The organism is Saccharopolyspora sp. MMCC62 (assembly GCF_057736575.1).
This window is the reverse complement of sequence record NZ_JBYKCM010000008.1, coordinates 346,793-372,315: the sequence shown is the minus strand read 5'-3', so window position 1 is coordinate 372,315 and position 25,523 is coordinate 346,793. Positions and strand designations below refer to the sequence as shown.

23 protein-coding genes are annotated in these 25,523 nt (G+C 72.3%); 11 read left to right on the top strand and 12 right to left on the bottom strand.

Annotated features, from left to right (window positions below; translation table 11 throughout):
* Positions 1-77: 77 nt before the first annotated feature.
* The 3 genes from AC29IT_RS20595 to AC29IT_RS20585 all read right to left on the bottom strand — a co-directional run bounded on the left by AC29IT_RS20595 (position 78) and on the right by AC29IT_RS20585 (position 3,518).
* Positions 78-1,322, bottom strand: a complete 1,245-nt coding sequence (locus tag AC29IT_RS20595; RefSeq protein WP_358439792.1) for an NAD(P)/FAD-dependent oxidoreductase — start codon at positions 1,320-1,322, stop codon at positions 78-80.
* 103 nt (positions 1,323-1,425) lie between these two features.
* Positions 1,426-2,898 carry a PucR family transcriptional regulator gene (locus tag AC29IT_RS20590; protein ID WP_488219821.1) on the bottom strand — a complete coding sequence of 491 codons (1,473 nt, stop codon included), beginning with the start codon at positions 2,896-2,898 and terminating at the stop codon, positions 1,426-1,428.
* Positions 2,898-3,518 carry an HAD-IA family hydrolase gene (locus AC29IT_RS20585; protein WP_488219820.1) on the bottom strand — a complete coding sequence of 207 codons (621 nt, stop codon included), beginning with the start codon at positions 3,516-3,518 and terminating at the stop codon, positions 2,898-2,900. Before AC29IT_RS20585 ends, AC29IT_RS20590 begins: the two co-directional genes overlap by 1 nt.
* Before the next feature lie 189 nt (positions 3,519-3,707).
* On the opposite strand from AC29IT_RS20585, the gene AC29IT_RS20580 reads away from it, so the two are divergent.
* The 4 genes from AC29IT_RS20580 (at position 3,708) to AC29IT_RS20565 (ending at position 6,030) form a co-directional block, all read left to right on the top strand.
* A complete protein-coding gene (locus AC29IT_RS20580; protein WP_488219819.1) occupies positions 3,708-4,253 on the top strand; it encodes an AAA family ATPase in 546 nt (181 codons plus the stop codon).
* Between the two features lie 90 nt (positions 4,254-4,343).
* Positions 4,344-4,754 (top strand): hypothetical protein, encoded by a 411-nt coding sequence (locus tag AC29IT_RS20575; protein WP_488219818.1) that lies wholly within the window; start codon positions 4,344-4,346, stop codon positions 4,752-4,754.
* Entirely contained in the window at positions 4,751-5,287 is a 537-nt protein-coding gene (locus tag AC29IT_RS20570) for a DUF3558 family protein (RefSeq protein WP_488219817.1), read from the top strand. The genes AC29IT_RS20575 and AC29IT_RS20570 overlap by 4 nt, the downstream gene beginning before the upstream one ends.
* Positions 5,288-5,490: 203 nt before the next feature.
* Positions 5,491-6,030, top strand: coding sequence for a DUF3558 domain-containing protein (locus AC29IT_RS20565; RefSeq protein ID WP_488219816.1), 540 nt, complete (start codon positions 5,491-5,493; stop codon positions 6,028-6,030).
* Between the two features lie 81 nt (positions 6,031-6,111).
* On the opposite strand, the gene AC29IT_RS20560 is transcribed toward AC29IT_RS20565, so the two are convergent.
* From AC29IT_RS20560 to infC, 7 genes are all read right to left on the bottom strand, one after another.
* A complete protein-coding gene (locus AC29IT_RS20560; RefSeq protein ID WP_488219815.1) occupies positions 6,112-7,602 on the bottom strand; it encodes a protein kinase domain-containing protein in 1,491 nt (496 codons plus the stop codon).
* 243 nt (positions 7,603-7,845) lie between these two features.
* Positions 7,846-10,338 carry a phenylalanine--tRNA ligase subunit beta gene (gene pheT / locus AC29IT_RS20555; RefSeq protein WP_488219814.1) on the bottom strand — a complete coding sequence of 831 codons (2,493 nt, stop codon included), beginning with the start codon at positions 10,336-10,338 and terminating at the stop codon, positions 7,846-7,848.
* Positions 10,339-10,374: 36 nt separating this feature from the next.
* Positions 10,375-11,442 (bottom strand): phenylalanine--tRNA ligase subunit alpha, encoded by a 1,068-nt coding sequence (pheS, locus tag AC29IT_RS20550; protein WP_488219813.1) that lies wholly within the window; start codon positions 11,440-11,442, stop codon positions 10,375-10,377.
* Between the two features lie 240 nt (positions 11,443-11,682).
* Positions 11,683-12,519 (bottom strand): TrmH family RNA methyltransferase, encoded by an 837-nt coding sequence (locus tag AC29IT_RS20545; protein WP_358439851.1) that lies wholly within the window; start codon positions 12,517-12,519, stop codon positions 11,683-11,685.
* Positions 12,519-12,887 (bottom strand): 50S ribosomal protein L20, encoded by a 369-nt coding sequence (gene rplT / locus AC29IT_RS20540; protein WP_358439764.1) that lies wholly within the window; start codon positions 12,885-12,887, stop codon positions 12,519-12,521. Before rplT ends, AC29IT_RS20545 begins: the two co-directional genes overlap by 1 nt.
* Before the next feature lie 90 nt (positions 12,888-12,977).
* Positions 12,978-13,172 carry a 50S ribosomal protein L35 gene (rpmI, locus tag AC29IT_RS20535; protein ID WP_224960145.1) on the bottom strand — a complete coding sequence of 65 codons (195 nt, stop codon included), beginning with the start codon at positions 13,170-13,172 and terminating at the stop codon, positions 12,978-12,980.
* 152 nt (positions 13,173-13,324) lie between these two features.
* Complete coding sequence (gene infC / locus AC29IT_RS20530; protein ID WP_184485502.1) at positions 13,325-13,864, bottom strand: translation initiation factor IF-3; 540 nt, start codon at positions 13,862-13,864, stop codon at positions 13,325-13,327.
* Between the two features lie 279 nt (positions 13,865-14,143).
* Between infC and AC29IT_RS20525 the strand changes: the two genes are divergently transcribed.
* The gene (locus AC29IT_RS20525) at positions 14,144-14,554 is read left to right on the top strand and encodes a DUF1844 domain-containing protein (RefSeq protein WP_488219812.1); all 411 of its coding nucleotides are present in this window, start codon (positions 14,144-14,146) and stop codon (positions 14,552-14,554) included.
* 6 nt (positions 14,555-14,560) lie between these two features.
* Here the strand turns inward: AC29IT_RS20525 and AC29IT_RS20520 are convergent, their stop codons facing one another.
* Positions 14,561-15,091, bottom strand: coding sequence for a formaldehyde-activating enzyme (locus AC29IT_RS20520; protein WP_358439761.1), 531 nt, complete (start codon positions 15,089-15,091; stop codon positions 14,561-14,563).
* A gap of 187 nt (positions 15,092-15,278) precedes the next feature.
* On the bottom strand, positions 15,279-15,668 hold the full coding sequence (locus AC29IT_RS20515) for a RidA family protein (protein WP_358439758.1): 390 nt from the start codon (positions 15,666-15,668) through the stop codon (positions 15,279-15,281).
* 115 nt (positions 15,669-15,783) lie between these two features.
* On the opposite strand from AC29IT_RS20515, the gene AC29IT_RS20510 reads away from it, so the two are divergent.
* The 6 genes from AC29IT_RS20510 (at position 15,784) to AC29IT_RS20485 (ending at position 25,492) form a co-directional block, all read left to right on the top strand.
* Complete coding sequence (locus tag AC29IT_RS20510) at positions 15,784-17,082, top strand: amino acid deaminase (RefSeq protein ID WP_488219811.1); 1,299 nt, start codon at positions 15,784-15,786, stop codon at positions 17,080-17,082.
* 16 nt (positions 17,083-17,098) lie between these two features.
* The gene (locus AC29IT_RS20505) at positions 17,099-18,688 is read left to right on the top strand and encodes an N-acyl-D-amino-acid deacylase family protein (RefSeq protein WP_488219810.1); all 1,590 of its coding nucleotides are present in this window, start codon (positions 17,099-17,101) and stop codon (positions 18,686-18,688) included.
* 19 nt (positions 18,689-18,707) lie between these two features.
* Entirely contained in the window at positions 18,708-20,099 is a 1,392-nt protein-coding gene (locus AC29IT_RS20500; RefSeq protein ID WP_488219809.1) for a GntP family permease, read from the top strand.
* Between the two features lie 151 nt (positions 20,100-20,250).
* Positions 20,251-21,204, top strand: a complete 954-nt coding sequence (locus AC29IT_RS20495; RefSeq protein WP_488219848.1) for an NADP-dependent oxidoreductase — start codon at positions 20,251-20,253, stop codon at positions 21,202-21,204.
* A gap of 371 nt (positions 21,205-21,575) precedes the next feature.
* Complete coding sequence (locus tag AC29IT_RS20490) at positions 21,576-22,748, top strand: lactonase family protein (protein WP_488219808.1); 1,173 nt, start codon at positions 21,576-21,578, stop codon at positions 22,746-22,748.
* 161 nt (positions 22,749-22,909) lie between these two features.
* Complete coding sequence (locus AC29IT_RS20485) at positions 22,910-25,492, top strand: ABC transporter substrate-binding protein (RefSeq protein WP_488219807.1); 2,583 nt, start codon at positions 22,910-22,912, stop codon at positions 25,490-25,492.
* Positions 25,493-25,523: the final 31 nt, after the last annotated feature.

Genomic DNA, 25,523 nt, shown 5'->3' with positions numbered 1-25,523 from the left:
GGGGTGGAAACGCGGGCAGGGGCCGCCGCTTCGTGAGCGGCGACCCCTGCTCTCCAGGAAATGGTCTTCGTGGCGCGTCAGCGCAGCGGGTTGAACGGCCGCAACTGGTCGGGCTGCTTGCCGGTGACGATCTGCTCGGACAGCAGCCGTCCGGTCAGCGGACCGAGGGTGAGGCCCCACATGCCGTGCCCGCCCGCGACGAACACGTCGGGCATCGCGGTCGCGCCGATCAGCGGCAGCCCGTCGGGGGTGACGGGACGCCCACCGACCCAGTCGTCCTTGCGATCCGCCCAGGACACGCCGCGCAGCAGCGGCTTCGCCGAGCGCTCGATGGCGGCGATGCGCTCCGGGTAGAGCTTCGCGTCCGGCGAGCGGAACTCCATGGTCCCGGCGACCCGCAGCCCGCCCTGGTACGGCGTGCAGGCCACCCGCACGGCGGGCAGGTAGATCGGGCCGGGCACCGGTTCCTCGGTGGGCACGGTGAACGAGTAGCCGCGTCCGGCGCGCACCGCGGTCCGCACGCCCAGCGGCTTCGCCAGCGAGCTCAGCCAGGCACCGGTCGCGAGCACCACCGAGTCGGCGGTGATCGCGTCGTCGGCGGAGCGCAGCACCACACCGTCCCGTTCGCGCCGCACGTCCTGCACGGCGAACCCGGTGCGGATCGTGCCGCCGCGCTGCTCCACCGAGCGGGCGAGGGAGCGCACGAACTCGCCGGGGTCCACGTAGCGCTGGCCCTCGATGCGCAGCACCGCCTCGATGTGCGAGGACAGCTGCGGCACCCGCGCTTCGGTGACCGAGGACTCCACGACCCGCACGTCCTGCCCTGACTCGCGGATCAGGTCGAACTCGCGGCGCAGGTCGGCGACCTGCTCGGCCTTCTCGAACCCGGCGGTGATCGGCGCGGACCGGGTCGGGGCCTCCACCCCACCGGCGGTGAGCGCGTCGAACGCGTCCAGGCACTCGTTGTTCATCGGCACGAACGGCTGCATCGATCGCCGCCACGAGCGCATGTTGCAGTGCGCGGCGAACCGCGCCAGGAACGCCCACAGGCCCGGGTCGACCTTCGCGGGCACGTACAGCGGGGCGTTGCGGTCCAGCAGCGACCGCAGCCCGTAGCGCAGCACGCTCGGCTCCGGCAGCGGGATGGAGAACGCCGGAGCCAGGTAGCCCGCGTTGCCCCAGGACGAACCGGCGGCCACGCCGTCCCGGTCCACGACCGTGACCTGCACGCCGTGCTCCTGCAAGAACCACGCCGTCGACAACCCGACGGCACCGGCACCCGCGACCACCACGTGCCGCGGCGTCTGGTCGTTGCCAGCCATGTTCGCCCTCCTCGACTCGGCTGCATCCGAGTGTGCGGGGCCACGACGCCGGTCCGGTTGTCCGATCCGCACAACCTGGGCGGCCGCGTTTGGTGATCCGGAACTATTCGACGAGCAGGGCGACGATCAGCGCGATGCGCTGGTCCGGGTCGGCCACGTCGATCTGCGCCACCTCGGTCATCTTCCGCATCCGGTACCGCACCGTGTTCGCGTGCACGCCGAGCCGTCGCGCCGCCGCACCCGGATCTCCCTGGCAGCGCAGCCATTCCCGCAGCGTCGCCGCGTAGCGGGTGCCGTGCTCGGCGTCGTGGCGGTGCAGCTGCCGCACCGGCCCGCGCGCAGGCGCCCGGCCGCCGGCGGCCGCGTTGCGGAGCCTGCGCAGCAGGATCTCGTGCCAGGCGTCGTCGTAGCCGACGACCTCGCGGGACCCGACGACGGCGAGGCTCTCGTCCGCTTCCCGCCTGCTCAACGGCAGCTCCAGGGAGTCGGCGACGCCACCGATCCCGGCGTGCAGCCGCACCTCCGCGGGCATCTCCCGCAGCAGCCGGCGGAACCACCGCTCCCCCGGCTCCGACTCGGGCAGCACCGTGTAGACGGTGTTCGCGAACAGCGCGCTGCGGCCCGGCCGCGCCCAGCCGAACCCGGACGTGGCGCGCTCGAACGCGATGAGCACCGCCGCGTCCTGCGCGTCCTCGGCCTGCACCGCCACCACCCGGAAACCGGTGCCGCGCAACCCGAGCCTGCTCAGCACCGCCGTCGCGTCCGCCTGACCCTCCAGCAGGCCGATCACCAGGTCCGATTCGACCTGCCGCTCCAGGTCGGCGCTGGCGCGCGCCCGCAGCAGGTGCAGCGAGGCGGTGCGGGCACCTTCGCGCAGCGCCGCGGCCCGCTCCGCGCTCAGCGGCTCCGGCACTTCCACCCAGATCGACCCGAGCAGCTCGCGTCCCGCGCGCACCGCCACCAGGGCGCGGCCGTGGAACTCGGGCATCGGCTCGGCGAAGAACGGCTCGTCCGACGAGGCCAGGTGCGCGTACACGCCGCGCGCGGCCAGCTCGGCGCGGATCTCCGCGGGAACCCGCCTGCCCAGGATCGTCGCCAGCCGCGCCCGGTCCGCCGCCTCCTGCCTGCTCGAATACGCCAGCACCCCGGAATGCCGGTCCTCGATGGTCACCGGGCCGCCCACCGAGGCCGCCAGGGCGTCGGCCAGCGCGAACAGGTCGGTCGGTCCGCGGCCCGCCTCCGTTTCGCGGCCCTCCAGCACCAGGCCGTAGACGACGGCCGCCAGCTGCCCCCACAGCACGTCCCCGTCGACGAGCACCACCGCGACCGCCCGCTCGCGGGCCAGCGCCAGGTCCGGGCCGTCGGCCTCGCGCAGCAGCACCACCGCTGCCTGCGTGGTGCGCAGCAGCTCGCCGACCGCCTCGGGTTCGACGCCCACCGCGAGCAGCACTTCGTCGGTGCCCGCGGAATCGTGCAGCGCCACCCCGCGCAGCTCCACGTCCCGCCCGCGCGGCGCGCACGCCAGCCGCGCCCCGTAGCCGCCGAGCACGTTGATCAACCGGTCCAGCTTCACCATCAGAGCAATCCCAGCACGGCCGACAACTCCGGCAGCACCACGTGCGCCTCGCCCAGCGCCTCCCGCGGATGCGTGGTGGTCACGGCCGCGACCAAGGCGCCCGCGGCGACCCCGGCCGCGATCCCGGGCGGCGAATCCTCCACCACCACGCAGTCCGCCGGCTCCACCACCAGTTCCCGGGCCGCCGCCAGGTAGCCCTCCGGATCCGGTTTGCCCTGCGAGACGTCCTCCGCGCAGAGCAGCGTGCACGGCAGCGGCAGCCCCGCCGCCCGCAGCCTGCTCATCATCAGCTCGCGGCCACCGGAGGTCACCGCCGCCCACCGCCGCGGATCGAGCTGCCCCAGCACGTTCGCCGCACCCGGCACCGCAACCACCGCGTCCGCGGCGGCCAGTTCCAGCCGCGCCACCTCCGCCAGCACCTCGGCCCGCACCGCTTCCGGGAAGAATTCGGCGGCCACGTCCACGTCGCGCTTCCCGTGGCACACCGCCAGCACCGGGTCCCGCGGCACGCCGAACGCGGCCGCCACCCGCGACCACACGTGTTCGACGACCGCCGTCGAGTCGATCAGCGTGCCGTCGATGTCGAACAGCACCGCACTCCGCTCCGGACGCATCCGCATGCCCGCAGGTTCTCACGATCCGGTGCGGACGACGCGATCCGCCGAAACCGGCGAAACGGACTCCCGGTCGGCGTTAGGGTGGGAGTCGATCTCCTCGGAGGCGCATCGCGACCGAACCGCGCCGAACCACCGACCCGCGACGCCCCGTCGAGGACCGCCCGACATCCGCGTCGCCGAGGAGAACAGCACATGGCCGCCGAGCAGTTCGCGAACGCCGCCGTCGTGATCACCGGAATCCAGGCCGCGGGCAAGTCCACCGTGGCGCAGCTGCTCGCCGAACGACTGCCGAACTCGGTGCACCTGCGCGGCGACCTGTTCCGCCGAATGATCATCAACGGGCGGGCGGACATGACGCCCGAAGCGACCGGCGAAGCGCACCGGCAACTGCGGCTGCGCCACCGGCTCACCGCCCAGTCCTGCGACCAGTACACGGCAGCCGGATTCACCGCCATCACCCAGGACGTGGTGCTCGGCGAACACCTCACCGAACTCGCGGACACCATCCGCACCCGCCCGCTGTACCTGGTGGTGCTCGCACCGACACCGGAGGAGATCGGGCTGCGCGAAGCGGCGCGCGGGAAGACCGCCTACGACGAGTGGTCCGTCCGAGCGCTCGACGCGGTGCTGCGCGACGAGACGCCCCGGCTCGGCCTGTGGCTCGACACCTCCGAGCAGACCCCGGCGGAGACCGTCGACGACATCCTCCGCCGCGCCCCCGCCGAAGCCGCCGTGTAGCGCTACCCGGTCGGCGCAGCGGAAACCACCACCCGCACCGCCACCACCTCGCTACGATCCGTAGCACGTGATCAACCGGCGGAGGGGCGCATGGCGGGCGGAGACGGGGGATTCGCCGGGGCGGCGGAAGGACTGCACCAGGTCCGATCGCAGACCCAATGGATCAACCAGCAGGTGGGAGCGGGGAAGCTCGCGCTCGACCCGGAGGTGGCGGAACGGGCGGCGAAGCGGGTTGAGGAGGAGATTCGCGAGCTCACGAAGCTGACCAGGGACTTGGACACGCTGGCTCGCCTGACCGGGCTCGGCGATTATCCCGATGGCCAGCAGCTCACCCAGCGGTTCGTGGACAAAGCGAACCATCCACAGGCAGGTGCGGTAGCACTGATGAAAGAGCTTCGGGTGCTCCTCGAGGAACAAGCGGAAGCTTTCCGCGCAGCAGCCAAGGACTACCGTGCCACGGAAGATCAGATCGCTGAAGACATGCAGAGAGGTATCCAGTGACCCGACGTTCCCGCCGGTTCATCACCACCGCCGCTTGCGCCGGGCTGCTGAGCCTGTCCGGCTGCGCACTCGGCGGCACCGCACCGGGCGGACAGGAATCGCCCTCCCCGCAACCGAAACCGGCCGGACTCCGGGACTTCGACACCTGCACCTTCTTCACGCCCGACGAACTCACCGCGGCAGGCGCGAACGGCCCGTCCGAACGCATCGAGGACCTCACCTTCGAGACGGGCTGCTCCTTCGAAGGTGAAACGATGCTGCTGACCCTGTACAAGAACCAGGACGAAACCGTCGCCAGCTACGAGACCGGCGGACACTGGGACAGCTACCAGAAGTTCGACATCAACGGACGGGCCGCGGCCACCGGCGTCTCCGCCGGGTCCACTGGGCAGGGCATCTGCAACACCCTCGTCGATGCAGGTGGCGGGGTCGTCATCCTCTCCGTCACTGGATTCCTGAAGGACGACGTCCCCGACCCGTGCGGCGAGGGCAAGGAGCTCGCCCGTCAGGTCGAACCCCGCCTCCCCCGCTGATCCCTCGAAGTGAATGGCCCACTCGCCCGACCAGATTGGGCGAGTGGGCCATTCACCTGCGGTGAACTAGCGGGTCCGGCTGCTCAGGACCGTCGTCGCGGCGATCTTCCAGGAGAAGCCGAAGTGGTAGGTGGCTGAAGTCCTTGGCAAAGACCGGCTGCCACGGAGGATCAGATCGCTGAAGACATGCAGAGAGGAATCCAGTGACCCGACGTTCCCGCCGGTTGCTCGCCACCGTTGTTTGCGCCGGACTGCTCGGACTGTCCGGCTGCGCGTTGGGGGGCACGGCCCCGGGGTCGGAGCAGAACTCCCCCGAGCCGCAGCCCAAGGCATCCGGGCTCAAAGACCTGGATCCGTGCGCGTTCTTCACACCGGACGACTTGGCCGCTGCGGGGGTTGGCGGTGCGCCTGAACGGGTCGAAGACGTCTCCTTCGAACCGGGCTGCTCGTTCGAGGGCGAGAACGCCATGCTGACCTTGTACAAGAACCAGGACGAGACGATCGACAGCTACGAGACCCACGGGAACTGGGACAGCTACCAGAAGTTCGACATCAACGGCAGGGCCGCCGCCACCGGTATCAGCGCAGGCGCCACGAACCGCGGGATCTGCAACATCCTCGTCGACGCGGGCGGCGGAGTCGCGATCGTCACCGTGAACGAGATCTTCCCCGGTGGTATCCCCGACCCCTGCGGCGAAGCCGAGAAGATCGCCCGCCAGGTCGAACCCCGCCTCCCCCGCTGACCACCGGAACCCCGGACCACCCAGGTGAATGGCCCACCCGCCCAACGAGAACGGGCGGATGGGCCATTCGCCTGAAGCGGGTCAGCGAGTCCGGCTGCTCAGGACCGTCGTCGCGGCGATCTTCCAGGAGGCGCCGTCCTGCACCAGGGTGTAGCGGGTGCGCTCCTCGACGGTGCGACCGTCGTCGAACCGGTAGGTGATGGTGGCCTGCGCCGTGTTCGCGCCTTCGGTGGTCACCCCGGAGGCCTGCACGCTGGTGATCGGCTCCCAGAACTCGCGGAACGCGTCGTAGCCGCCCGCGTGGTTGGTCTGGTAGTCGGGGGTGAGCTGCTGCCAGGCCGCGTCGAGGTTCCCGGGCATCGCCGCGTAGTACTCGGAGACGACCTGGTCGGGGGTCTCCGGCTGCTGCGGTGGCTCCGGCGGCGCGGGCTGTTCGGCGGAGGTCTGCTCGTCGGCGGTGCTCGACGGCGCCGGTTCCGGTTCCTGCGTCGGCGAGGGCTCGGGGCGCGGCTGCACCTCTTCGGAGGTGGAGGGCGGCGCCGCGGTGCGATCGCCGCTGAGGTTCCCGGTCAGCAGCGCGGCCGCCACGCCGGCGCCGACGACGAGCAGCGCGCCCACCAGGATCAGCCCGTAGCGCCCGCGGTTCCGGGGCTCCTGTGCCGGTTCCGCGACGGGAGCCGGGGCGGGTGCGGGCTGCTCTTCGCGCAGCGGGCGGGTCGGGGCGGGGATCGGGACCGCGGTGAACTCGGCGGGGAGCTCTTCACCGGCGGCGACCGCGGCGAGCGCGCGCTGGGCCTGCTGCATGGTGGGGCGCTGCGCCGGCTCGGCGGCCAGCATCCGCAGCAGCACCGGACCCAGTTCGCCCGCGTTCTGCGGCGGGTCGAACTCGCCGGAGGCGACCCGGTGCAGCAGCACGATCGAGTTGTCGCCGAGGCCGAACGGTGGCCGGCCTTCCAGCGCCGCGTACAGCGTGGAACCCAGCGAGTAGACGTCGGTGTGGAAGTCGGCCTTGCCGCCCTGCGCCACTTCCGGCGCCAGGTAGGCGGGGGTGCCCGCCAGCACGCCGGTGGTGCTCGCGTCGCCCAGCGCGCGGGAGATGCCGAAGTCGGTGATCTTGGTGATCTCGTCGGCGACGAGGATGTTGCCCGGCTTCACGTCCCGGTGCACGATCTTCGCGTCGTGCGCGGCGACCAGCGCGGCGGCCACGTCGGACCCGAGCTGCGCGACCTCCAGGACGGGCAGCGTGCCGCGTTCCGCGAGCACCGCTTCGAGGCTCCGCGAATCCAGGTATTCCATGATGAGGCACGGTCGCCCGTCCTCTTCCACCACGTCGTAGACCGCGATCGCGTGCCGGTGCATCAGCCGCGCGGTGATCCGGCCTTCGCGGATCGCGCGGCGCTTCGCGGTCTGCACGTCCTGGTCGTTCGACGATTGGCGCAGGTGGAGTTCCTTGACCGCGACCATGCGGTTGAGGCGCTCGTCGGAGGCCTTCCACACCACGCCCATCGCGCCACTGCCCAGCCTCGACTCCACCCGGTACCGCCCGGCGACCAGTCGATCCTGAGCGCTCATGACACGACTCCTCCACCCCTCGCAACGATCACTGCCACGATCGACTCTGCCAGGTCCGAAAACGTTCGCGAGCACAGGGGTGGACAAGCGGAATCCGCCGGAAGCGTTACTCCGCACGCCCCGGAACGGGCGTGCTTTCAGCGGAATCGGACGCGCGGAAGAAGCTCGTCCCGCAGCGGTCCGGAGACGGAAAAGGGCGCCCCTCCCGGCTGGAAGGGGCGCCCTCGTCGCGTTGCTCTCGGGTCAGGCGCGCAGCGCCGCTCCGAAGCGGGATTCGGCGGCCTGCAGCGCCGCGTCGCGGGCCTCGGTGGCCTCCTCCTGCTTGAGCGTGCGGTCCGCCGCGCGGAACCGCAGCGCCAGCGCGAGGGACTTCTTGCCCTCGGCCAGCTGCTCACCGGAGTACACGTCGAACAGCCGCACGTCCTCCAGCAGCTCACCACCGCCGGAGCGCACCACCTCGACGAGTTCCGCCGCGGGCACCGCCCGGTCCACGACCAGCGCCACGTCCAGCAGCACCGGCGGGTAGGCCGAGATCGACGGCGCCGGACGCGAATCCGGCAGCGGCAGCGCGTCCAGGTCGATCTCCATCGCGCAGGCCCGCTTCGGCAGGCCGAGCGCCTCGACGACCTTCGGGTGCAGTTCGCCCGCGTGACCCACCACGGTGTCGCCGACCTTGAGCTCGGCGCAGCGGCCCGGGTGCCACGGTGCGAGGTCGCCCGCGGTCACCGTCAGCTCCACCCCGGCGGCCCGCGCCACCGTGCGCGCGGCCTCCACGGCGTCGGCCCAGTTCGCCTCGCGACCCGGGCCCCACCAGCCCTGGCGCTCCCGCTTGCCGGCGAGCACGACGGCGGCGTGCACCGGCTGCGCGGGCAGCGCGGCGTTCAGCGCGGCGACCTGCTCGTCCGCCGGGCGCTGGTCCACTCCGACCTCCGGCGGCGCCGGGGCCTGCTCGGCGGGCAGCACGACCTGTCCGACGTGGAACAGCGCCAGGTCGCGGCGACCGCGGGACACGTTGCGCTGCAACGAATCCAGCAGTCCCGGCAGCAGCGTCGTGGCCAGTTCGGAGCGGTCGGACTCCAGCGCGTTCAGCAGCGACAGGGTGCGGCGGCGCGGGTCGTCCTCGGCGATGCCGAGCTTGCCGAGCTCTTCGTCGCTGGTGAACGGGAACGGCAGCACCTCGACGTTGCCGTCCGCGGCCAGCGCCCGGGACACCGCGCGGCGGCGGCGCTGCTCGGGCGTGAGCCCCCGCCCGGGAGGCGCGGCGGGCAGCAGCGACGGGATCGTGTGGTAGCCCTCCAGCCGCAGCACCTCCTCCACCAGGTCGGCGGGCTGCTTCAGGTCCGGGCGCCACGTCGGCGGGTGCGCGGTGACCAGGCCGACGCCCTCGTCGGAGGTACCGACCTCGATGCGGCAGCCGATCTGCGACAACCGGTGCGCGGTGATGCCGCGCGCGTAGAGCACGCCCGCGATCTTGTCCGGCAGCGCCAGCGGCATCGTCACCGCGGGCGGCGCCAGCGGCGTCCCCACGTCGGTGCGGCCCTGCGCGATGCGGCCCTCGCCGTAGCGCACCAGCAGCTGCGCGGCGAGCTCGGCGGCCACCGGGGCGACCGCCGGGTCGACGGTGCGCTCGAAGCGCTTGCCCGCCTCGCTGGGCAGCTTGTGCCTGCGGATGCTGCGGGCGATGCTCGCCGGGTCCCAGTTCGCCGCTTCCAGCAGCACGTCGTGGGTCTCCGGGCCGATCTCGGTGCTGGCCCCGCCCATCACGCCGGCGAGGCTCACCGGGCCGGTCTCGTCGCAGATCACGATGTCGTCCGGGTCCAGCTCGCGCCGCACGTCGTCGAGCGTGGTCAGCTCCTCGCCCTCGGCGGCGCGGCGGACCACCACGTCACCGGTGAGCTTCGAGGCGTCCCACGCGTGCAGCGGCTGGCCCAGCTCCAGCATCACGTAGTTCGTGACGTCCACCGACAGCGAGATCGAGCGGATGCCCGCCAGCGCCAGCCTGCGCCGCATCCACCACGGTGTCGGCGCCGTCGGGTCCACGCCGGTCACCCGGCGGAACACGAACCGGGAGCACGCCTGCTCGTCCTCGACGCGCACCGCGCGGGATTCCCGCTCGTCCTCCGGCACCGGCATCGCGGCCGGGTCGCCGAACGGGACCTCCAGCGCGTTGGACAGCTCGCGGGCCAGGCCGCGCACCGAGAAGCAGTAGCCGCGGTCCGGCGTGATCGACAGCTCGATCACCGCGTCGTCCAGGCCCACCAGCTCGGTCGCGTCCGCTCCCGGGTCGGCGACGCCCGCGGGCAGCACCAGGATGCCGTCGTGGTCCTCGCCGATGCCCAGCTCCTTGGCCGAGCAGATCATGCCGTCGCTGACGCGCCCGTAGGTCTTGCGGGACGCGATCTCGAACCCGCCGGGCAGCACCGTGCCGGGCATGGCGACGACCACGAGGTTGCCCTCGGTGAAGTTCGTCGCGCCGCACACGATGCCCTGGGTGCGCCGCTCGCCGTCCTCGTCGTCACCGACCTCCACCCGGCAGAACCGGATGGGCTTCTTGAAGCCGGTCAGCTCCTCGATCTCGGCCACGCGGCCGACCACCAACGGGCCGCTCACCTGCGACAGGTGGGCGACCTCCTCGACCTCCAGCCCGATCCGGACGAAGGCCTCCGCCAGCGTGTCGGCGGTGGTGTCCGCGGGCAGCTCGAGGTGCTCGGCCAGCCAGGAAACCGGAATCCGCACTTGCTCAGGTCCTTCTCTCTCGCAGCGGGACGATGCTCAGGAGTCGATGCCGAACGGTTCGGTGAACCGCACATCGCCCTCGATCATGTCGCGCATGTCGGGAATGCCGTTGCGGAACTGCAGGGTGCGGTCCAGGCCCATGCCGAACGCGAACCCGGTGTGCTTGGTCGGGTCGATGCCGCAGGCGCGCAGCACGTTCGGGTCGACCATGCCGCAGCCGCCCCACTCGACCCAGCCCGCGCCGCCCTTCTTCTGCGGGAACCACACGTCCAGTTCCGCGGAGGGCTCGGTGAACGGGAAGAAGCTCGGGCGCAGCCGCGTCACCGACTCCGGGCCGAACATGGCGCGGGCGAACGCGTCCAGCGTGCCCTTCAGGTGCGCCATCGTCAGGCCCTCGTCCACCGCCAGGCCTTCGACCTGGTGGAACACCGGGGTGTGGGTGGCGTCGAGCTCGTCGGTGCGGAACGTGCGGCCCGGGCACACCAGGTACACCGGCAGCTCGCGGCTCAGCATCGACCGGACCTGCACCGGCGAGGTGTGCGTGCGCAGCACCAGCCCCGAGTCCTCCGGGCCCACGTGGAACGTGTCCTGCATGGTGCGCGCCGGGTGGTCCTTGCCGAAGTTCAACGCGTCGAAGTTGAACCACTCGGCTTCCAGCTCGGGACCGTCGGCGACCTCCCAGCCCATCGCGACGAACACGTCGGCGACGTGCTCGATGAGCTGGGTGATGGGGTGCCGGGCGCCCGCGGGGACCCGGCCCGAGGGCAGGGTGACGTCCACGGATTCCTCGCGCAGCACCTTCTCGTCGCGCTCGGCCTGCAGCACGGCGCGGCGCTCGTCGAACGCACCCTGAATCGCCTGCCGGGCCTCGTTGACGCGCTTGCCCGCCTCGGACCGGGCCTTCGGCGGCAGTGCGCCGATCTCCCGGCGGGCCGTCAGCAGCGGCGAGCGCTCCCCCAGGTGCGCGGGCTTCGCTGCGGCCAGCTCGTCGAGGTCCGCGGCCTCCTCGAACCCCTTGCGGGCTTCGACGACGGCGCGGTCGAGCGTCTCCGGCGCGAGCGCGGCGACCTCTTTGGGGTCGTACGAGTCGTTGGCTCCAGACATCGTTACTGCATGACTCCCGTCATTCGTCAGGCGACACTCGTCAAGCGGGACAAGCACGGCGTGACCCGCCCGGCACGACCCTTTTCGCCCGGCCGCCCCGCCGGGCTCCCGATGGGCCTGCACCTGCTGGGTGACCTGCGGATGCGTGCCGCAGCAACCCGAGTCTAAGCGACCCGGTCGAGCGGTTTTCGCGCAGCCGCGTTCCTGGGCGTGTTCACCCGGGCGGGGCGCTGCCGACGGCTATCCGCGGTGCCGCTGGGCCCGCGCGGAGGCGTACAGGCAGACCGCGGCGGCGGTGGCCAGGTTCAGGCTCTCCGCGCCGCCGTAGATCGGCACCCGCAGCGTCGCGTCCAGCTCGGCGAGGACCTCCGGCGGCAGGCCGTGGGCCTCGCTGCCGAACACCCACGCGGTCGGCACGGCCAGCTCCCCGGCGGCGGCGGCCGAATCCAGGTCGCCCTCCGCGTACCCGTCGGCGCCGACCAGTCGCAGACCGGCCGCGCGGCAGGCCGCGAGCACCGCGGAGGCGTCCCGGTCCCGCGCCACCGGCAGGTGGAACACGCTGCCCGTGGACGCGCGCACCGCCTTGCCGTTGTACGGGTCCACGGCATCGCCCGCGAACAGCACGGACCCGGCGCCCGCGGCGTCGGCGACGCGCACCACGGTCCCGGCGTTGCCCGGGTCGGAGACGCCCAGCAGCACCGCCACCAGCGGCGGCCGTTCGGCCAGCGCTTCGGCGGGCGTGGTGGTGGGCAGCGCGCACAGCGCCACCAGCCCCTGCGGGGTGACGGTCTCCGACAGCGAGGCCGCGGCCCGGTCGGTCACCACGTGCAGCGGGACGTCGACCTCGGGCAGCTTCGCCGCCTGCTCTTCGGTGGCGAACAGCGCGCGCACCTCGGCCCGGCCCGCGGCGTGCGCGGCGAGCGCCTCACCGACCGCCTGCGCGCCCTCCGCGAGGAAGGCGCCCGCGCGGTCCCGGCCGGCGCGGCGGGTGAGCTTGCGCGCGACAACGACCCGGGACGATCGCTCCGTCAGCGGAGGTGTCCCGGGCCGTTGCTGCTCGTGCGTGCCCTCGGTGATCAGGCCGCACCTTCCGGCAGGTGCTTCTTGGCGACGTCCACCAGCGCGGTGAAGGCCTGCGGGTCGCGCACCGCGAGGTCCGCCAGGATCTTCCGGTCCACCTCGACCTCGGCGGCCTTCAGGCCCTGCACGAAGCGGTTGTAGGAGAGGCCGTTCTGCCGGGTCGCCGCGTTGATGCGGGTGATCCACAGCTTGCGGAACTCACCCTTGCGGGCGCGCCGGTCGCGGTAGGCGTAGACGTTCGAGTGGAGCGTCTGCTCCTTGGCCTTGCGGTACAGCCGGGAGCGCTGGCCGCGGTAACCGCTGGCCTGCTCGAGAATGCTGCGGCGCTTCTTCTGGGCGTTCACTGCCCGCTTGACGCGTGCCACGGGTCCGTCCTGTCGATCTCATCAGGGGCGGCGGACCGCCCTGGGGGGGCTGGAGCGCTGGAGAGCCTTCGCCGCGGTGCGGCGCGGGGCTCAGCGGCCCAGGAGCTTGTTGATGCGCTTGACGTCGTTCTTGGCGACGGCTTCGGTGCCCTCCAGGCGGCGGGTCACCCGGCTGGACTTCTTCTCCAGGATGTGGCGACGGCCCGCCTGCTCGCGACGCAGCTTGCCACTGCCGGTGACCCGGAAGCGCTTCGCGGTCCCGCTGTGGGTCTTGTTCTTCGGCATCTCTCAATCCTTCTCATACGGGGTCCGCCGCAGAGCGGGGCTCCACGGCGGACCTGATCGGCCCTTGCACCCGACCGGCGCCGGCAACCGACCAGGCATCGGCGGGGCCCCGGCTCGATCGGCCGGGGCGGCACCCGATGCGTCCGGTGGCCTTACGCGGTCGCCTTCGGCTTGGTCTTGTTCGTCTTGTGCGGCGCCAGGACCATGATCATGTTCCGGCCGTCCTGCTTCGGGTTGGCCTCGATGAACCCCAGTTCGGCGACGTCGTCGGCCAGCCGCTGCAACAGACGAAAGCCCAGCTCGGGACGCGACTGCTCACGACCGCGGAACATGATCGTCACCTTGACCTTGTGACCCTGGCCGAGGAAGCGGGTGACGTGACCCTTCTTCGTCTCGTAGTCGTGCGGGTCGATCTTCGGCCGGAGCTTCTGCTCCTTGATGACGGTCTGCTGCTGGTTGCGGCGCGATTCGCGAGCCTTCTGCGCACTCTCGTACTTGAACTTGCCGTAGTCCATGAGCTTGCAGACCGGCGGGCGCGCCTGCGGGGCGACCTCGACAAGGTCCAGATCCGCTTCCTGCGCCAGGCGGAGCGCGTCCTCGATGCGGACGATGCCGACCTGTTCGCCGTTCGGTCCGACCAAGCGGACTTCGGGCACGCGGATGCGGTCGTTGATGCGCGTCTCCGTGCTGATGGGGCCTCCTCGGTTCGATGCTTCGGTCTTGCTGCAGCCTCGGCGCGTGAAGCTCGCCCCTGGACGTGCAGTAGTCCCGCGGAATTCCGGAATGCCCGGAACCGCGAGACCCTACTCCTACCGATCGAACCGGTACCGCAATACCGCTCGCACCACCGGCGCGACGCCGGTGGGACCGGGACCCGGCGGCCTGAGAGTCGGCTGCACGGGTGGGAGCGGGGCTCCACTTTGCCGCCCCCGACTGCGCGGGGGCTGGTCGCTCATGTCAGGGTACCAGTCGTGAACGACGCGCAGCCGACCCCGCCCCCCGAAAGCACTCCGGAGCAGGGCTCGGGATCGAGCTCGCCCGCCGAGGCGGACTTCGGCACCAACGTCCGCGAGCTCGTGGATGTTCCCAGCGTCGAGGTGATCAGCCGCGCCGCGGTGATGCTGATGTCCTCCGCCGCCGAGAAGCTCGGCCTGGGCGACGAGGACCCGGACACCGCGCCGAGCCGCGACCTGGACGAGGCGCGGCGGCTGATCACCGCGCTGGCCGGCCTGGTCACCGCCTCGGTCGAGTACCTGGGGCTGCACGCCGCGCCGATCCGGGACGGGCTGCAGAGCCTGCAGCGCGCGTTCCGCGAGGCCAGCGCCGTGCCCGACGCGCCCGGTCAGGGCCCCGGCGAGAAGTACACCGGCCCGGTGCGCTGATCGCGGTCAGTCTCCCCCGTAGTACGGGTGGGTGAGCCGGTCCCGGTCCTCGACCAGGCCGCGCACCTGCTCCTTGGTGTGCCCGGTGACGGCGTCCCGGACGGCGTCACCGACGGCTTCCCGCACGGAGTAGCGGACCGAGGTCTCGTCGTCGGCGTCGTGGTCCAGCCACAGCGAGACGAACACCATCGTCTCCTGGTCGGGTTCGAGCAGCCCTTCGGCCACCGAGTCCAGCACGCCCTGCGCGGTGCCGACCTGACAGGCGCCGACGATCAGCGCCGCGGTCCGGCCGGAGGCGGCCACCTCGTGGCCCACCAGCAGGGTCGGCGGCTGCACCGCCGTGCAGGTGTCCGGGGTCTCGCCGACCGACACCAGGATCGGCGCGAGCCGCTCGGTGGGCACCGTGAGCGTGGTGAGCAGCCCGGCGGCGGTGGTGCCGCCGCGGCGCGCCAGCACCACGATCACCCGGCATCCGTTGGGTTTCCGTCCGCCCCAGCCCTGCGCGAGCCGGCCGTCCAGGTCTCCGAACGTGGTCATGCACGCCCTCCTCGACCAACCGCGCCGGCCAGGGCCGGACGGACCGGGTGACTGATCGACACCCTCCGAGCACCGCACCCGGTTGTCAAGGCCGGGTGCGGTGAGCGGTCGACCGGCCGCGACCGGCTTCCGGGAACCGGTCGCGGCCTTCAGCCCGGCTGCTCCCCGGAACGGAGCAACCGCCCGGTCAGTCCCCGAGCACGGCGAGCGCGTCGATCTCGACGAGCAGCCCCGGCGGCAGGCCGACGTAGACGGTGGTGCGGGCCGGGTAGGGCTCGCCGACGACGCGGGCGTAGGTCTCGTTCATCTCGGCGAACTGGGAGACGTCGGTGAGGTAGACGCGCAGCATGATCACGTCGTCGAGCCCGGCGCCCGCGGCCTCCAGCACGGCGATGACGTTGCGCAGCGCGCGCTCGGTCTGCTCCGGCACGCCACCGGCGACGAGCTCCCCGGTGGCCGGGTCGACCGGGGTCTGCCCGGAGACCTGCACGACGTTGCCCTTGCGCACGCCCGGCGACAGCGGGATGTGCGGCGGCGGGGTGGGTGCGGCGTCGCTGGTGATGATCTGCCTGGGCATGGTGCCTCCTGCGCTCGGGCGGTCACGTGGGCGGCGCGGGATTCGTCTGGACCACCGCGCCTCCGGTGGGCTTATCATCTCCCGATCACTTCGCGCTCGTCGCACTGGAGGCGTCTTGTCCCCGACCGTTCCCGGCATCGACGACCAGGCCGTGTCCGCGCTGCGGCGCGACGTCCTCGACTGGCGGTACAAGGGCTTGCCGAGCGGCGCGTCCGGCCGCACCGCGGAGGAGTTCCTGGCGACTCGGCCGACGTTGTCCGGGGCCGGGTTCACCGGCCCGGTGCTGGTGCTGGACGAGCAGGCGCTGGAGCACAACCTGTCGACGATGGCGCGGTGGTGCGAGCGGCACGGGGTGCTGCTCGCCCCGCACGGGAAGACGACGATGGCGCCGCGGTTGTTCCAGCGCCAGCTGGAGCACGGCGCCTGGGGCATCACCGCGGCGAACGTGGCGCAGCTGCGGGTGTACCGGGCGTTCGGGGTGCGGCGGGTGCTGCTGGCGAACCAGCTGCTGGACCCGGACGGCCTGCGCCGGCTGAGCGGTGAGCTGGACCGGGATCCGGAGTTCGAGTTCAGCTGCTGGGCCGATTCGGTGGCCGGGGTGGAGCTGATGGCCGCGTCCTGGACCGGTGCGCGGCCGCTGGACGTGCTGGTGGAGCTCGGCTGGACGGGCGCCCGGACCGGGGTGCGGTCGGTCCAGCAGGGCGTCGAGGTGGCGCGGGCGGTGGCGGCGAGCCCGCGGCTGCGGCTGGCCGGCGTGGCCGGGTACGAGGGCGCCGCCGCACACGGCACCGCGGACGATGCGCTGTCCACGGTGGACGAATACCTGACCCGGTTGCGGGAGCTCGTCGGCGAGGTCGAGCGCGCGGGCCTGTTCGAGACCGAGGAGATCATCGTCTCCGGCGGCGGCAGCGCCTACTTCGACCAGGTCGCCGAATCCCTCGCCGCGCCGTGGCCCACCCGCGCCCGGGTGCTGCCGGTGCTGCGCAGCGGCGCCTACGTGACGCACGACGACGGGCTGTACCGCCGCAACTCCCCCTTCGGCCGCCCGCACCGGCTCGCCGGGGACGAGTCGCCGTTCCGGCCCGCGATGCGGGTCTGGGCGCAGATCACCTCCCGGCCCGAGCCCGGGCTGGCGCTGGCCACGGTGGGCCGGCGGGACGTGTCGTTCGACCAAGACCTGCCGGAACCGCAGCTGGTGCGCGGCGCGGACGGCGTCGTCCGCGAGCTGGACGGGTGCGCGGTCACCTCGCTCGCCGACCAGCACGCGTTCCTCCGCGTCCCCGAGGACGGGCCGCGGATCGGCGACTGGGTCGGTTTCGGGTTGTCGCACCCGTGCACGGTCTTCGACAAGTGGCGGTTGATCCCGGTCGTCGACGGGGACACCGTGATCGACCTGGTGCACACCTTCTTCTGAGCCTGCGGAGGTCGGGATGGACGGGGTCTTCCACGGCGCGACGGTCGTCGACGGCAGCGGCGAACCCCGCTACCGCGCGGACGTGGCGGTGGCGGGCGAGCGGATCACCAGGATCGGCGAGCCCGGCACGCTCGGCGGGCGGGAGGTCGTCGACGCGGACGGGCTGGTGCTCGCGCCGGGCTTCATCGACATGCACTCGCACTCGGACCTGCAGGTCCTCGCCGAACCGGACCACCTGGCGAAGGTCTCGCAAGGGGTCACGCTGGAGGTGCTCGGCCAGGACGGGCTGTCCTACGCGCCCGTCGACGACGCGACGCTGGCCGCGGTGCGCGCCCAGATCGCGGGGTGGAACGACGATCCGCCCGGGTTCGACTGGAACTGGCGCAGCGTCGCCGAGTACCTGGCCCGGCTGGACGCCGGGATCGCCGTCAACGCCGCCTACCTGGTGCCGCACGGGACGCTGCGGATGCTGTGCGTCGGCCACGACGACCGGCCCGCCACCGAGGACGAGCTGGACCGGATGCGCCGGGTGCTGGCGGAGTCGCTGCGCGACGGCGCGGTCGGGATGTCCTCCGGGCTGACCTACACGCCGGGGATGTACGCCTCGGAGGCCGAGCTCACCGAGCTGTGCCGGGTGGTGGCCGCGCACGGCGGGTTCCACAGCCCGCACCACCGCAGCTACGGGGCGGGCGCGCTCACCGCCTACGCCGAGATGATCGAGGTGAGCCGGGAGTCCGGCTGCCCGTTGCACCTGGCGCACGCGACGATGAACTTCGAGGTCAACCGCGGCCGGGCCGGGGACCTGCTGGAGCTGGTGGATTCGGCGCTGCACGCGGGCGCGGACATCACGCTGGACAGCTACCCGTACCTGCCGGGCGCGACCTCGCTGCACGCGCTGCTGCCGAGCTGGGCCGCGGAAGGCGGGGTGGAGGCCACGCTGGAGCGGCTGCGCGACCCCGAGCTGCGGGTGCGGATCCGGCACGACATGGAGGTCAGCGGCTCCGACGGCTGCCACGGGGTGCCGATCGACTGGTCCGCCATCGAGATCAACGGGGTGCGCGACGCCGAGCGCAACGGGCACCTGGTGGGGCTGAGCATCGCCGAATCGGCGCGGCGGACCGGGACACCGGCCGCCGAGGTGTTCTTCGAGGTGCTGCTCTCGGAGCGGCTCGGCACCTCCTGCCTGATGCACGTCGGTCACGAGGAGAACGTGCGCGCGATCATGCGCCACCCCGCGCACACCGGCGGCAGCGACGGGCTGCTCGTGGGCGACCGCCCGCACCCGCGCGCGTGGGGGACGTTCCCGCGCTACCTGGGCCACTACGTGCGGGAGCTGGGCGTGCTGGGCCTGGAGGAGTGCGTCCGGCACCTCACCTCGCGGCCCGCCGACCGGCTCCGGCTGCCGGACCGCGGCCGCATCCGGGAAGGCGCGATCGCCGACCTGGTGCTGTTCGACCCGGACACCATCGCCGACACCGCCACCTTCGACCGGCCGCGCAGCACCGCGACGGGCGTGCACCGGGTGCTGGTCAACGGGGTGCCGGTCCTCGACTCCGGGGGGCGCACCGGCGCGCTGCCCGGCCGTGCGGTGCGCCGCACACCTTGACACCACAAGGGAGTCCACTGTGGATGGTTTAGTGCACTGGTTGCAGCACGACACCGCGGGTCTGCTCACGTTGTGCGCGGCGGGGATCGCCGCTCTGCTGCTGATGATCATCCGGTTCCGGGTGGAACCGTTCATCGCCCTGATCATCACCGGGCTGCTGCTGGCGCTGGTCGCCGGAGTGCCCGTCACCGACCTCGTCGGCTCGGCGCAGAAGAGCAGCGAATCCCTGCTGGAGAGCGGTTTCGGCAGCATCCTCGGGCACATCACCGCCATCGTCGGGCTCGGCGCGGTGCTCGGCGCCGTGCTGGAGGCCTCCGGTGGCGCGCAGCTGCTCACCCGCAGGCTGCTGGCCGCGTTCGGGGAGAACCGGGCGCCGCTGGCGATGGGGTTGTCCGGGCTGCTGTTCGGCATCCCGGTGTTCTTCGACATCGGCATCTTCGTGCTCGCACCGCTGGTCTACAGCGCCGCGCGCCAAGGCGGGCGATCCATCCTGCTGTACTGCCTGCCGCTGGTCGCGGGCCTGTCCATGACGCACGCGTTCCTGCCGCCGCACCCCGGGCCGGTGGTCGCCGCCGGGCTGCTCGGCGTCGACCTCGGCTGGGTCATCCTGATGGGGCTGGCCTGCGGGATCCCGGCGTTCGTCGTAGCCGGTGTGCTGTTCCCCGCCTGGATCGGCAAGCGCCTGCACGTGGACGTGCCGGACACCGCGCCGCCCGCGGAACTCGCCTCCGCGCCCGAGGACGAGCCGAAGCTCGGGGTGGTCGCGCTCGTCATCGGACTGCCGATGCTGCTGATCCTCGGCGGGACGTTCGCCAGCATCACGCTGCCGCCCGGGACGGTGCTGGACGTGCTGACGTTCCTCGGGAACCCGGTGGTGGCGCTGACCATCGCGGTGCTGGTCGCGTTCCGGCTGCTGGGCACCAAGCGCGGGCTGACCGGGCCGGACCTGGCGACGCTGACCGCGACCGCGCTGCGGCCGCTCGGCATGATCCTGCTCGTCGTCGGCGCCGGCGGGTTCTTCGGCAAGGTGCTCTCCGAGACCGGGGTAGGCGAGGCGCTCGCCGGCACCCTGGAGGCGTCCGGGCTGCCGCTGATCGCCTCCGCGTACGTGATCAGCTCCGGGCTGCGGATCGCGCAGGGCTCGGCGACCGTGGCGATCGTGACCACCGGCGGGATCGTGGCGCCGCTGGTGGCCGGGATCGGGTACTCCCAGCCGGAACTGGCGCTGATCGCGGTGGCCATCGCCGCCGGGTCGATCATCGCCTCGCACGTCAACGACGCCGGGTTCTGGATCATCTCCCGCTACTTCGGGATCTCGACGAAGGACACGCTCAAGACCTGGACGGTGCTGGAGACGATCCTGTCCGTCACCGGGTTCGCGATGGCCGTGCTGCTGAGCCTGGTCGTGTAGCCGGTGTCGATCGGTGGCGGCCTGGGTAGTCCAGGGCCGCCACCTCGATGCTTCCCGCCGGGTAGCAGCAGACCTTGCGGGTGCGTACCCCCCGGCGGATAGCTTCGGCCGCAAGCGACACGACGGGAAAGGGACCATGACCGACAAGACCATGCGCACCATCGGCCAGGACCGGTTCGGCGGACCGGAGGTGCTGCACGAGACCACCGCGCCCCGCCCCGCGCCGCTGCCCACCGAGGTGCTGGTGCGCGTCGTGTCCGCCGGGGTCAACCCGGTGGACTGGAAGACCCGCGAAGGCGGCGGGATGGCCGGGGTGCTCGGCGAACCGCCGTTCGTGCTCGGCTGGGACGTCTCCGGCGTCGTCGAGGAGATCGGCTTCGGCGTGCACACCCTGGAGGTCGGCGACGAGGTCTACGGCATGCCATGGTTCCCGCGCCAGGCCGGGGCCTACGCCGAGTACGTGACCGCGCCCGCGCGGCAGTTCACCCGCAAGCCGGTGAGCCTGGACCACGACCACTCGGCCGGGGTGCCGCTGGCCGCGCTCACCGCCTGGCAGAGCCTCGTCGACCTGGCCGGGATCACCCGCGGGCAGCGGGTGCTGGTGCACGCCGCGTCCGGCGGCGTCGGGCACTTCGCGGTGCAGTTCGCCAAGCACGCGGGCGCGCACGTGATCGGCACGGCGAGCGCCGCCAAGCAGGACTGGGTGCGGGAGCTCGGCGCCGACGAGGTGATCGACTACCGGAACTCGCGGTTCGAGGCGGAGACCGGGGAGATCGACGTGGTGCTCGATCTCGTCGGCGACGGGATCGACCGGACCAGCACCCGCTCGCTGGACGTGCTCAAGCCGGGCGGCCTGCTGATCGCGGTGCCGTCCGGGGTGGCGCCCGAGCTGCTCGACCTCGCCCGGGAGCGCGGGGTGCGCGCCACCGGCTACCTGGTGGAACCGGACGGGCCCGCATTGAGCACCATCGCCGGGCTCATCGACGACGGCTCGGTGCGCACCCGGATCGACGAGGTGCTGCCGCTGGCCGAGGCCGCCGAGGCGCACCGCCGCGGCGAGCAGGGGCACGTGCACGGCAAGCAGGTGCTGCGCGTCGAATCCTGATCTGCCGCCCGTTCCGCTATTGCGAGGCACATGGGTGGCGGAACCTCAGCGTTCTCCTCGCTGCGGGATCGTTTTCACCGGTGGCTCCGCCACAGGAGAAAACGCCGTCCTCGCGAGGAGAACGCTGAGAACCCGCGGGTGGTCCCGTTGCTTTGGTGGTCGCTGCTCAGCGGCTTCGCCGCTGACAGGAAGCAGACGAGACCTGACGGGCGGGTTCCTAACGAGGAGAAAGCGGCGGGAGCCGCGGTGCGCGAGTGGCCGTGCACCGCGGCACGGATGGGGCGCTGCGGGCGATTGGGCCATTGTGGTCTAGTCCATTGTCGCCGTATGGGGTGAGATGGGCGCCGATGCACCCGATCGAGGAGAGCACCGTGTCCGGACCCGACCAGTCGCCGAACGCCCAGCCCGCGAACGACCCGCGCTCGAACTCCCGGCTTTCGAACGGCCTGCGCCGCCGCGGCTTCCTGGGCCTGCTCGCCGGGGCGAGCGCGCTGCCGCTGCTGCCCGCCGCCGCCTCCGCCGGTGCCCGCGCGACGTCCGGACCGGCCGCCACCACCGCCTACGTCGGCAGCATGAGTTCGACCGGCGGCCGCGGCTTCGAGGTCGCCGCCTTCGACGCCGTCACCGGGAAGCTCACCGCCACCGCCGCGGTCGAGGGCGTGCCGGACGCGTCGTTCTTCGCCACGTCCGCCGACGGCCGCGTCCTCTACACCACCAACGAGCTCGAACAGGGCTCGGTCACCGCGCTCGACATCACCGACCCGGTCGCGCCCGCCGTGCTCGGCAGCACCCCCACCGGCGGCGCCGGGCCGACGCACCTCGCCGTGCACCCCGCCGGGCACCTGATCGCCGCGAACTACACCGACGGCACCGTCTCGGTGCACCCCCTGGACGCGGACGGGCGGATCGGCGCGGCCACCGACTTGGTGCACCACGACGCCGCCGAACCGCACGCCCACCAAGTGCTCGTCGCCCCGGACGGCGAACTGGTGGTCGCGGTGGACCTCGGCGCCGACGCGGTGTTCGTGTACGCCCTCGACGGCGGGAAGCTCGCGCAGCGGCAGCGGCTCGACCTGCCCGCCGGGACCGGGCCGCGGCACCTCGCCTGGCACCCGGACGGCGACCGCGCCTACCTGCTCGCCGAACTCGCCTCGACGATCACCGTGCTGGACTGGGACGGCGCCGCCTTCACCGCCGGGCAGGTCGTCGGCACCCGCGACGACGGCGCGTCCGGCGAGAACTTCCCCGCCGAGATCGCGGTGACCGGCGACGGCGCGCACGTGTACGCCTCCAACCGGGGCGACGACTCGATCGCCGTGTTCGCGGTGCGCGCGGACGGGCTGGAGCGCCTCGGCAGCACCCCCACCGGCGGGCAGTGGCCGCGGCACTTCGCGTTCGCCCCCGACGGTGCGGCGCTGCACGTGGTGAACCAGAACTCCGGCACCATCACCCGGCTGGCCCGCGACCCCGGGACCGGCCTGCTCGCCGCCGCCGAGGAGTCCGGCGCCTTCGGCTCGGCGGTGGTGCTCGCGTTCGCCCCCTGACCGGTCGGCGGACGCCGGATCGGGCCAGGGGTACGGCCGAACGAGCGAAGCCGCGCGGGCTGGATGGCGAGAACCCGCATCCGCGCGGCGCACGCCTCCCCCCGGACAGGTGAGATCGCTACTCTGAGTGGCTCGCTTCGGCGGCATCGAGGGGGTTCGCGATGAGCGAGAACAGCACCATCCCGGTCAAGGAGTTGCGCTCGGTCATCGGGTCACGGTGGCGGCGCTCCCGCCTGCTCACCGCGGTCGGCGACCAGCCGATCTTCCACCTGGTCCGGCCGGCCCGGCCGGACGACCTGACCACCCAGCTCGACGGTCACCTCGGCAGCGGGGTGCCGCACGTGCTGATCAGCGCCGGTCAGCCCCCGCCGGACGACGAGCTGGACCGCTCGGTGCTGCTGCGGAACGAACTGCTCGACAAGGTCGTGCTCGAACTGGGGCGGCACGACTCGCGGCGCTGGCAGGGGCGGCTCCGGTTCCGCCGCTACGCGCTGGCCAGCTACCTGCTGCAGCACAACGAGGAACCACCCGAACCCGACGAGGTGCCGAACCGGCAGGTCCACGACCTGCTCAGCGCCTACGTGCAGGAGCGCGTGTTCCGGCGGAAGAACCGGGCGGCCGACGGGGAGAACGGTGCGAGCGCACGGCTCGACGCCACCGTGAACCGGCTGGAACCGCTCGGGCTGCCGTGGTACCTGACGTTGCCCGCGGTGCTGCTGTCCTGGGTGGTGCCGCCCGCCATCCGGCGCGGGGTGGTCCTGCGGCAGCCCCGGCGGTGGTTCATGCGCCAGCGCTACCTGTCGCCACGCGAGTCGGCGGACTTCGCGAGCTTCGCCCAACGGCTGCTGAGCAACCCGTCGGTGCACGAGAACGCCCAGCAGGTGCGCAAGTTCCTGGTGCACGCCCTGCTCGAAGACCTCGCCGACGCCTACGCGCGCCGGGCGTGGCGGTGGCGCTGGGTGCGGCGCGACAACTACCCGGTGCTGCTCCTGCAGGGCGTCGCGCCGGGCACCACCGGGGAACTGCTGATCAGCCTGATCAACGACGTGCGCAACGAGACCGGCGCGCGCGACCCGCTGCTGGTGGTGGCCAGCGGCCCGCGGGAGCTGCCGCGCGGCTCGGCTCCGACCGAGCCGATGACGGTGCAGGGCTGGCAGAAGCAGTTGCTGGATGCCAGGAGGAGACGGTCCTCCACCGCCTGGTACCTGCCGATCCCGGTGGACGACCCGCCCACCGATGTGGAGCCGCGGCCCGCGTTCCCGCGCGCCCAGTTCCCGGTCCGCACCACCCGTTCGCGGATGCTGCGGGTGGTACCGGTGGCGATCGCGGTCCTCGTGGTGCTCGGGGCCGGCTTCGCGTACCTGCACGAGTGGAACGGGCACTGCCAAGAGCCCGCACCGTGGCGGCACCCGAACCTGATCACCGTCGAGGACGGTGGGCCCTGCGTCGGGTTCAGCGCGGACCACCGCTTCGCCGACGACATCGAGGACGTCGACGACGAGTCCGAGGAAGCAGACGACCGGGGCGGCGCGCGCAAGGAAGCGGACGAGCGCAAGAAGGTGAAGGAAGCACTGGCCGCCGCCGAGGCCGACATCGCGAGCACCAACGATCGGTTCGACCGGGATTCGCCCGACGCCACGATTCCCACCGTGTACTACCTCGGTGCGCTGAGCTACGACAGCCACGACCGACCCGCGCTGCAAGGCATCGTCGAAGAGCTCAAAGGCGTCAAGAAGGCGCAGGACATCCTCAACGACGGGAAACTCCCGGTGAAAGTGATCGTCGCCAATGGCGGGAAGAGCATGCGGGAGGGGGAACAGGTGGCGCGGCACATCGCGGCGCACGCCCGCGCCGCGGAGTCCAGCAGGTCACCGGTGCTCGGCGTGATCGGCATGGGCGGCAGCCGGGACAGCACCAAGGCCACGATCCGGGTGCTGACGCAGGCGAACCTGCCGATGATCGGGACCACCAACTCCCTGGACGACCTCCCCGCGCACAGCCCCCTGTTCTTCCAGGTGTCGCCGTTGAACCGCTGGGAGGCGGAGGTCGTGGCGCGCTATCTCGAATCGGGCATCGATCGGCCCGTCGACCACGTGACGATCTTTGCTGACAGCGGCGATCCCTACAGCGCGAACCTGGCGCAGGACCTCGACGAGCGGCTCACGACGCCGCACGAAGTGGCGTGGGGGCCGTCCTCGTTCCGGTACGCGCCGTGCGGGCCGCGCAACGCGATCTTCTTCGCCGGACGAGCTGGAGCCCTGCCCGAGCTGCTGGGTGCGATCAACGACAAGTGCGATGCACCACCTCGGTTGATCGCGGGTGACGACACATCGAAGTTCAGCATCGACGAAGTCCTCTTGGGCAGGTACGACAATCGGATCGACTACGTCTCCTTCACCGGACCCGAGGTCGGCTCCGGGCGTGCGGTACTCGCCTTCGACGCGCTCAATCTGATCAAGACCGCGATCGGTGGCACCCGCGCCGGAGCGACGGAAGGCGCCGAGCCGCCGTTCAGCGGTGGACGCGTCTGGGCGGGACTGCGCATGATCGAACCACCGCTGCAGGGGAAGAGCGGGACCATCGGGTTCGCCTCTGGCGAGCAGTCGCCCACCGACAAGGCCGTCTGGATTCTCAGCCTCGGCGAAGAGGACCGGGAGCGGCCGAAGCCCGAGTACCTGTGCGGGAGGCACCCGGAGAACATCCCATCACACGGCGGCTGCCGGGACTTCGTCGAGAACCGGTGATGCGGCCGCCCGGACTCCCCGGGCGGCCGCG

Coding starts and splice junctions, on each gene's coding strand:
- AC29IT_RS20595 (WP_358439792.1), bottom strand. CDS start 1,322: ATGGCTGGCAACGACCAGACGCCGCGGCACGTGGTGGTCGCGGGTGCC.
- AC29IT_RS20590 (WP_488219821.1), bottom strand. CDS start 2,898: ATGGTGAAGCTGGACCGGTTGATCAACGTGCTCGGCGGCTACGGGGCG.
- AC29IT_RS20585 (WP_488219820.1), bottom strand. CDS start 3,518: ATGCGGATGCGTCCGGAGCGGAGTGCGGTGCTGTTCGACATCGACGGC.
- AC29IT_RS20580 (WP_488219819.1), top strand. CDS start 3,708: ATGGCCGCCGAGCAGTTCGCGAACGCCGCCGTCGTGATCACCGGAATC.
- AC29IT_RS20575 (WP_488219818.1), top strand. CDS start 4,344: ATGGCGGGCGGAGACGGGGGATTCGCCGGGGCGGCGGAAGGACTGCAC.
- AC29IT_RS20560 (WP_488219815.1), bottom strand. CDS start 7,602: ATGAGCGCTCAGGATCGACTGGTCGCCGGGCGGTACCGGGTGGAGTCG.
- pheS (WP_488219813.1), bottom strand. CDS start 11,442: ATGTCTGGAGCCAACGACTCGTACGACCCCAAAGAGGTCGCCGCGCTC.
- rpmI (WP_224960145.1), bottom strand. CDS start 13,172: ATGCCGAAGAACAAGACCCACAGCGGGACCGCGAAGCGCTTCCGGGTC.
- AC29IT_RS20520 (WP_358439761.1), bottom strand. CDS start 15,091: ATGACCACGTTCGGAGACCTGGACGGCCGGCTCGCGCAGGGCTGGGGC.
- AC29IT_RS20515 (WP_358439758.1), bottom strand. CDS start 15,668: ATGCCCAGGCAGATCATCACCAGCGACGCCGCACCCACCCCGCCGCCG.
- AC29IT_RS20505 (WP_488219810.1), top strand. CDS start 17,099: ATGGACGGGGTCTTCCACGGCGCGACGGTCGTCGACGGCAGCGGCGAA.
- AC29IT_RS20495 (WP_488219848.1), top strand. CDS start 20,251: ATGCGCACCATCGGCCAGGACCGGTTCGGCGGACCGGAGGTGCTGCAC.
- AC29IT_RS20485 (WP_488219807.1), top strand. CDS start 22,910: ATGAGCGAGAACAGCACCATCCCGGTCAAGGAGTTGCGCTCGGTCATC.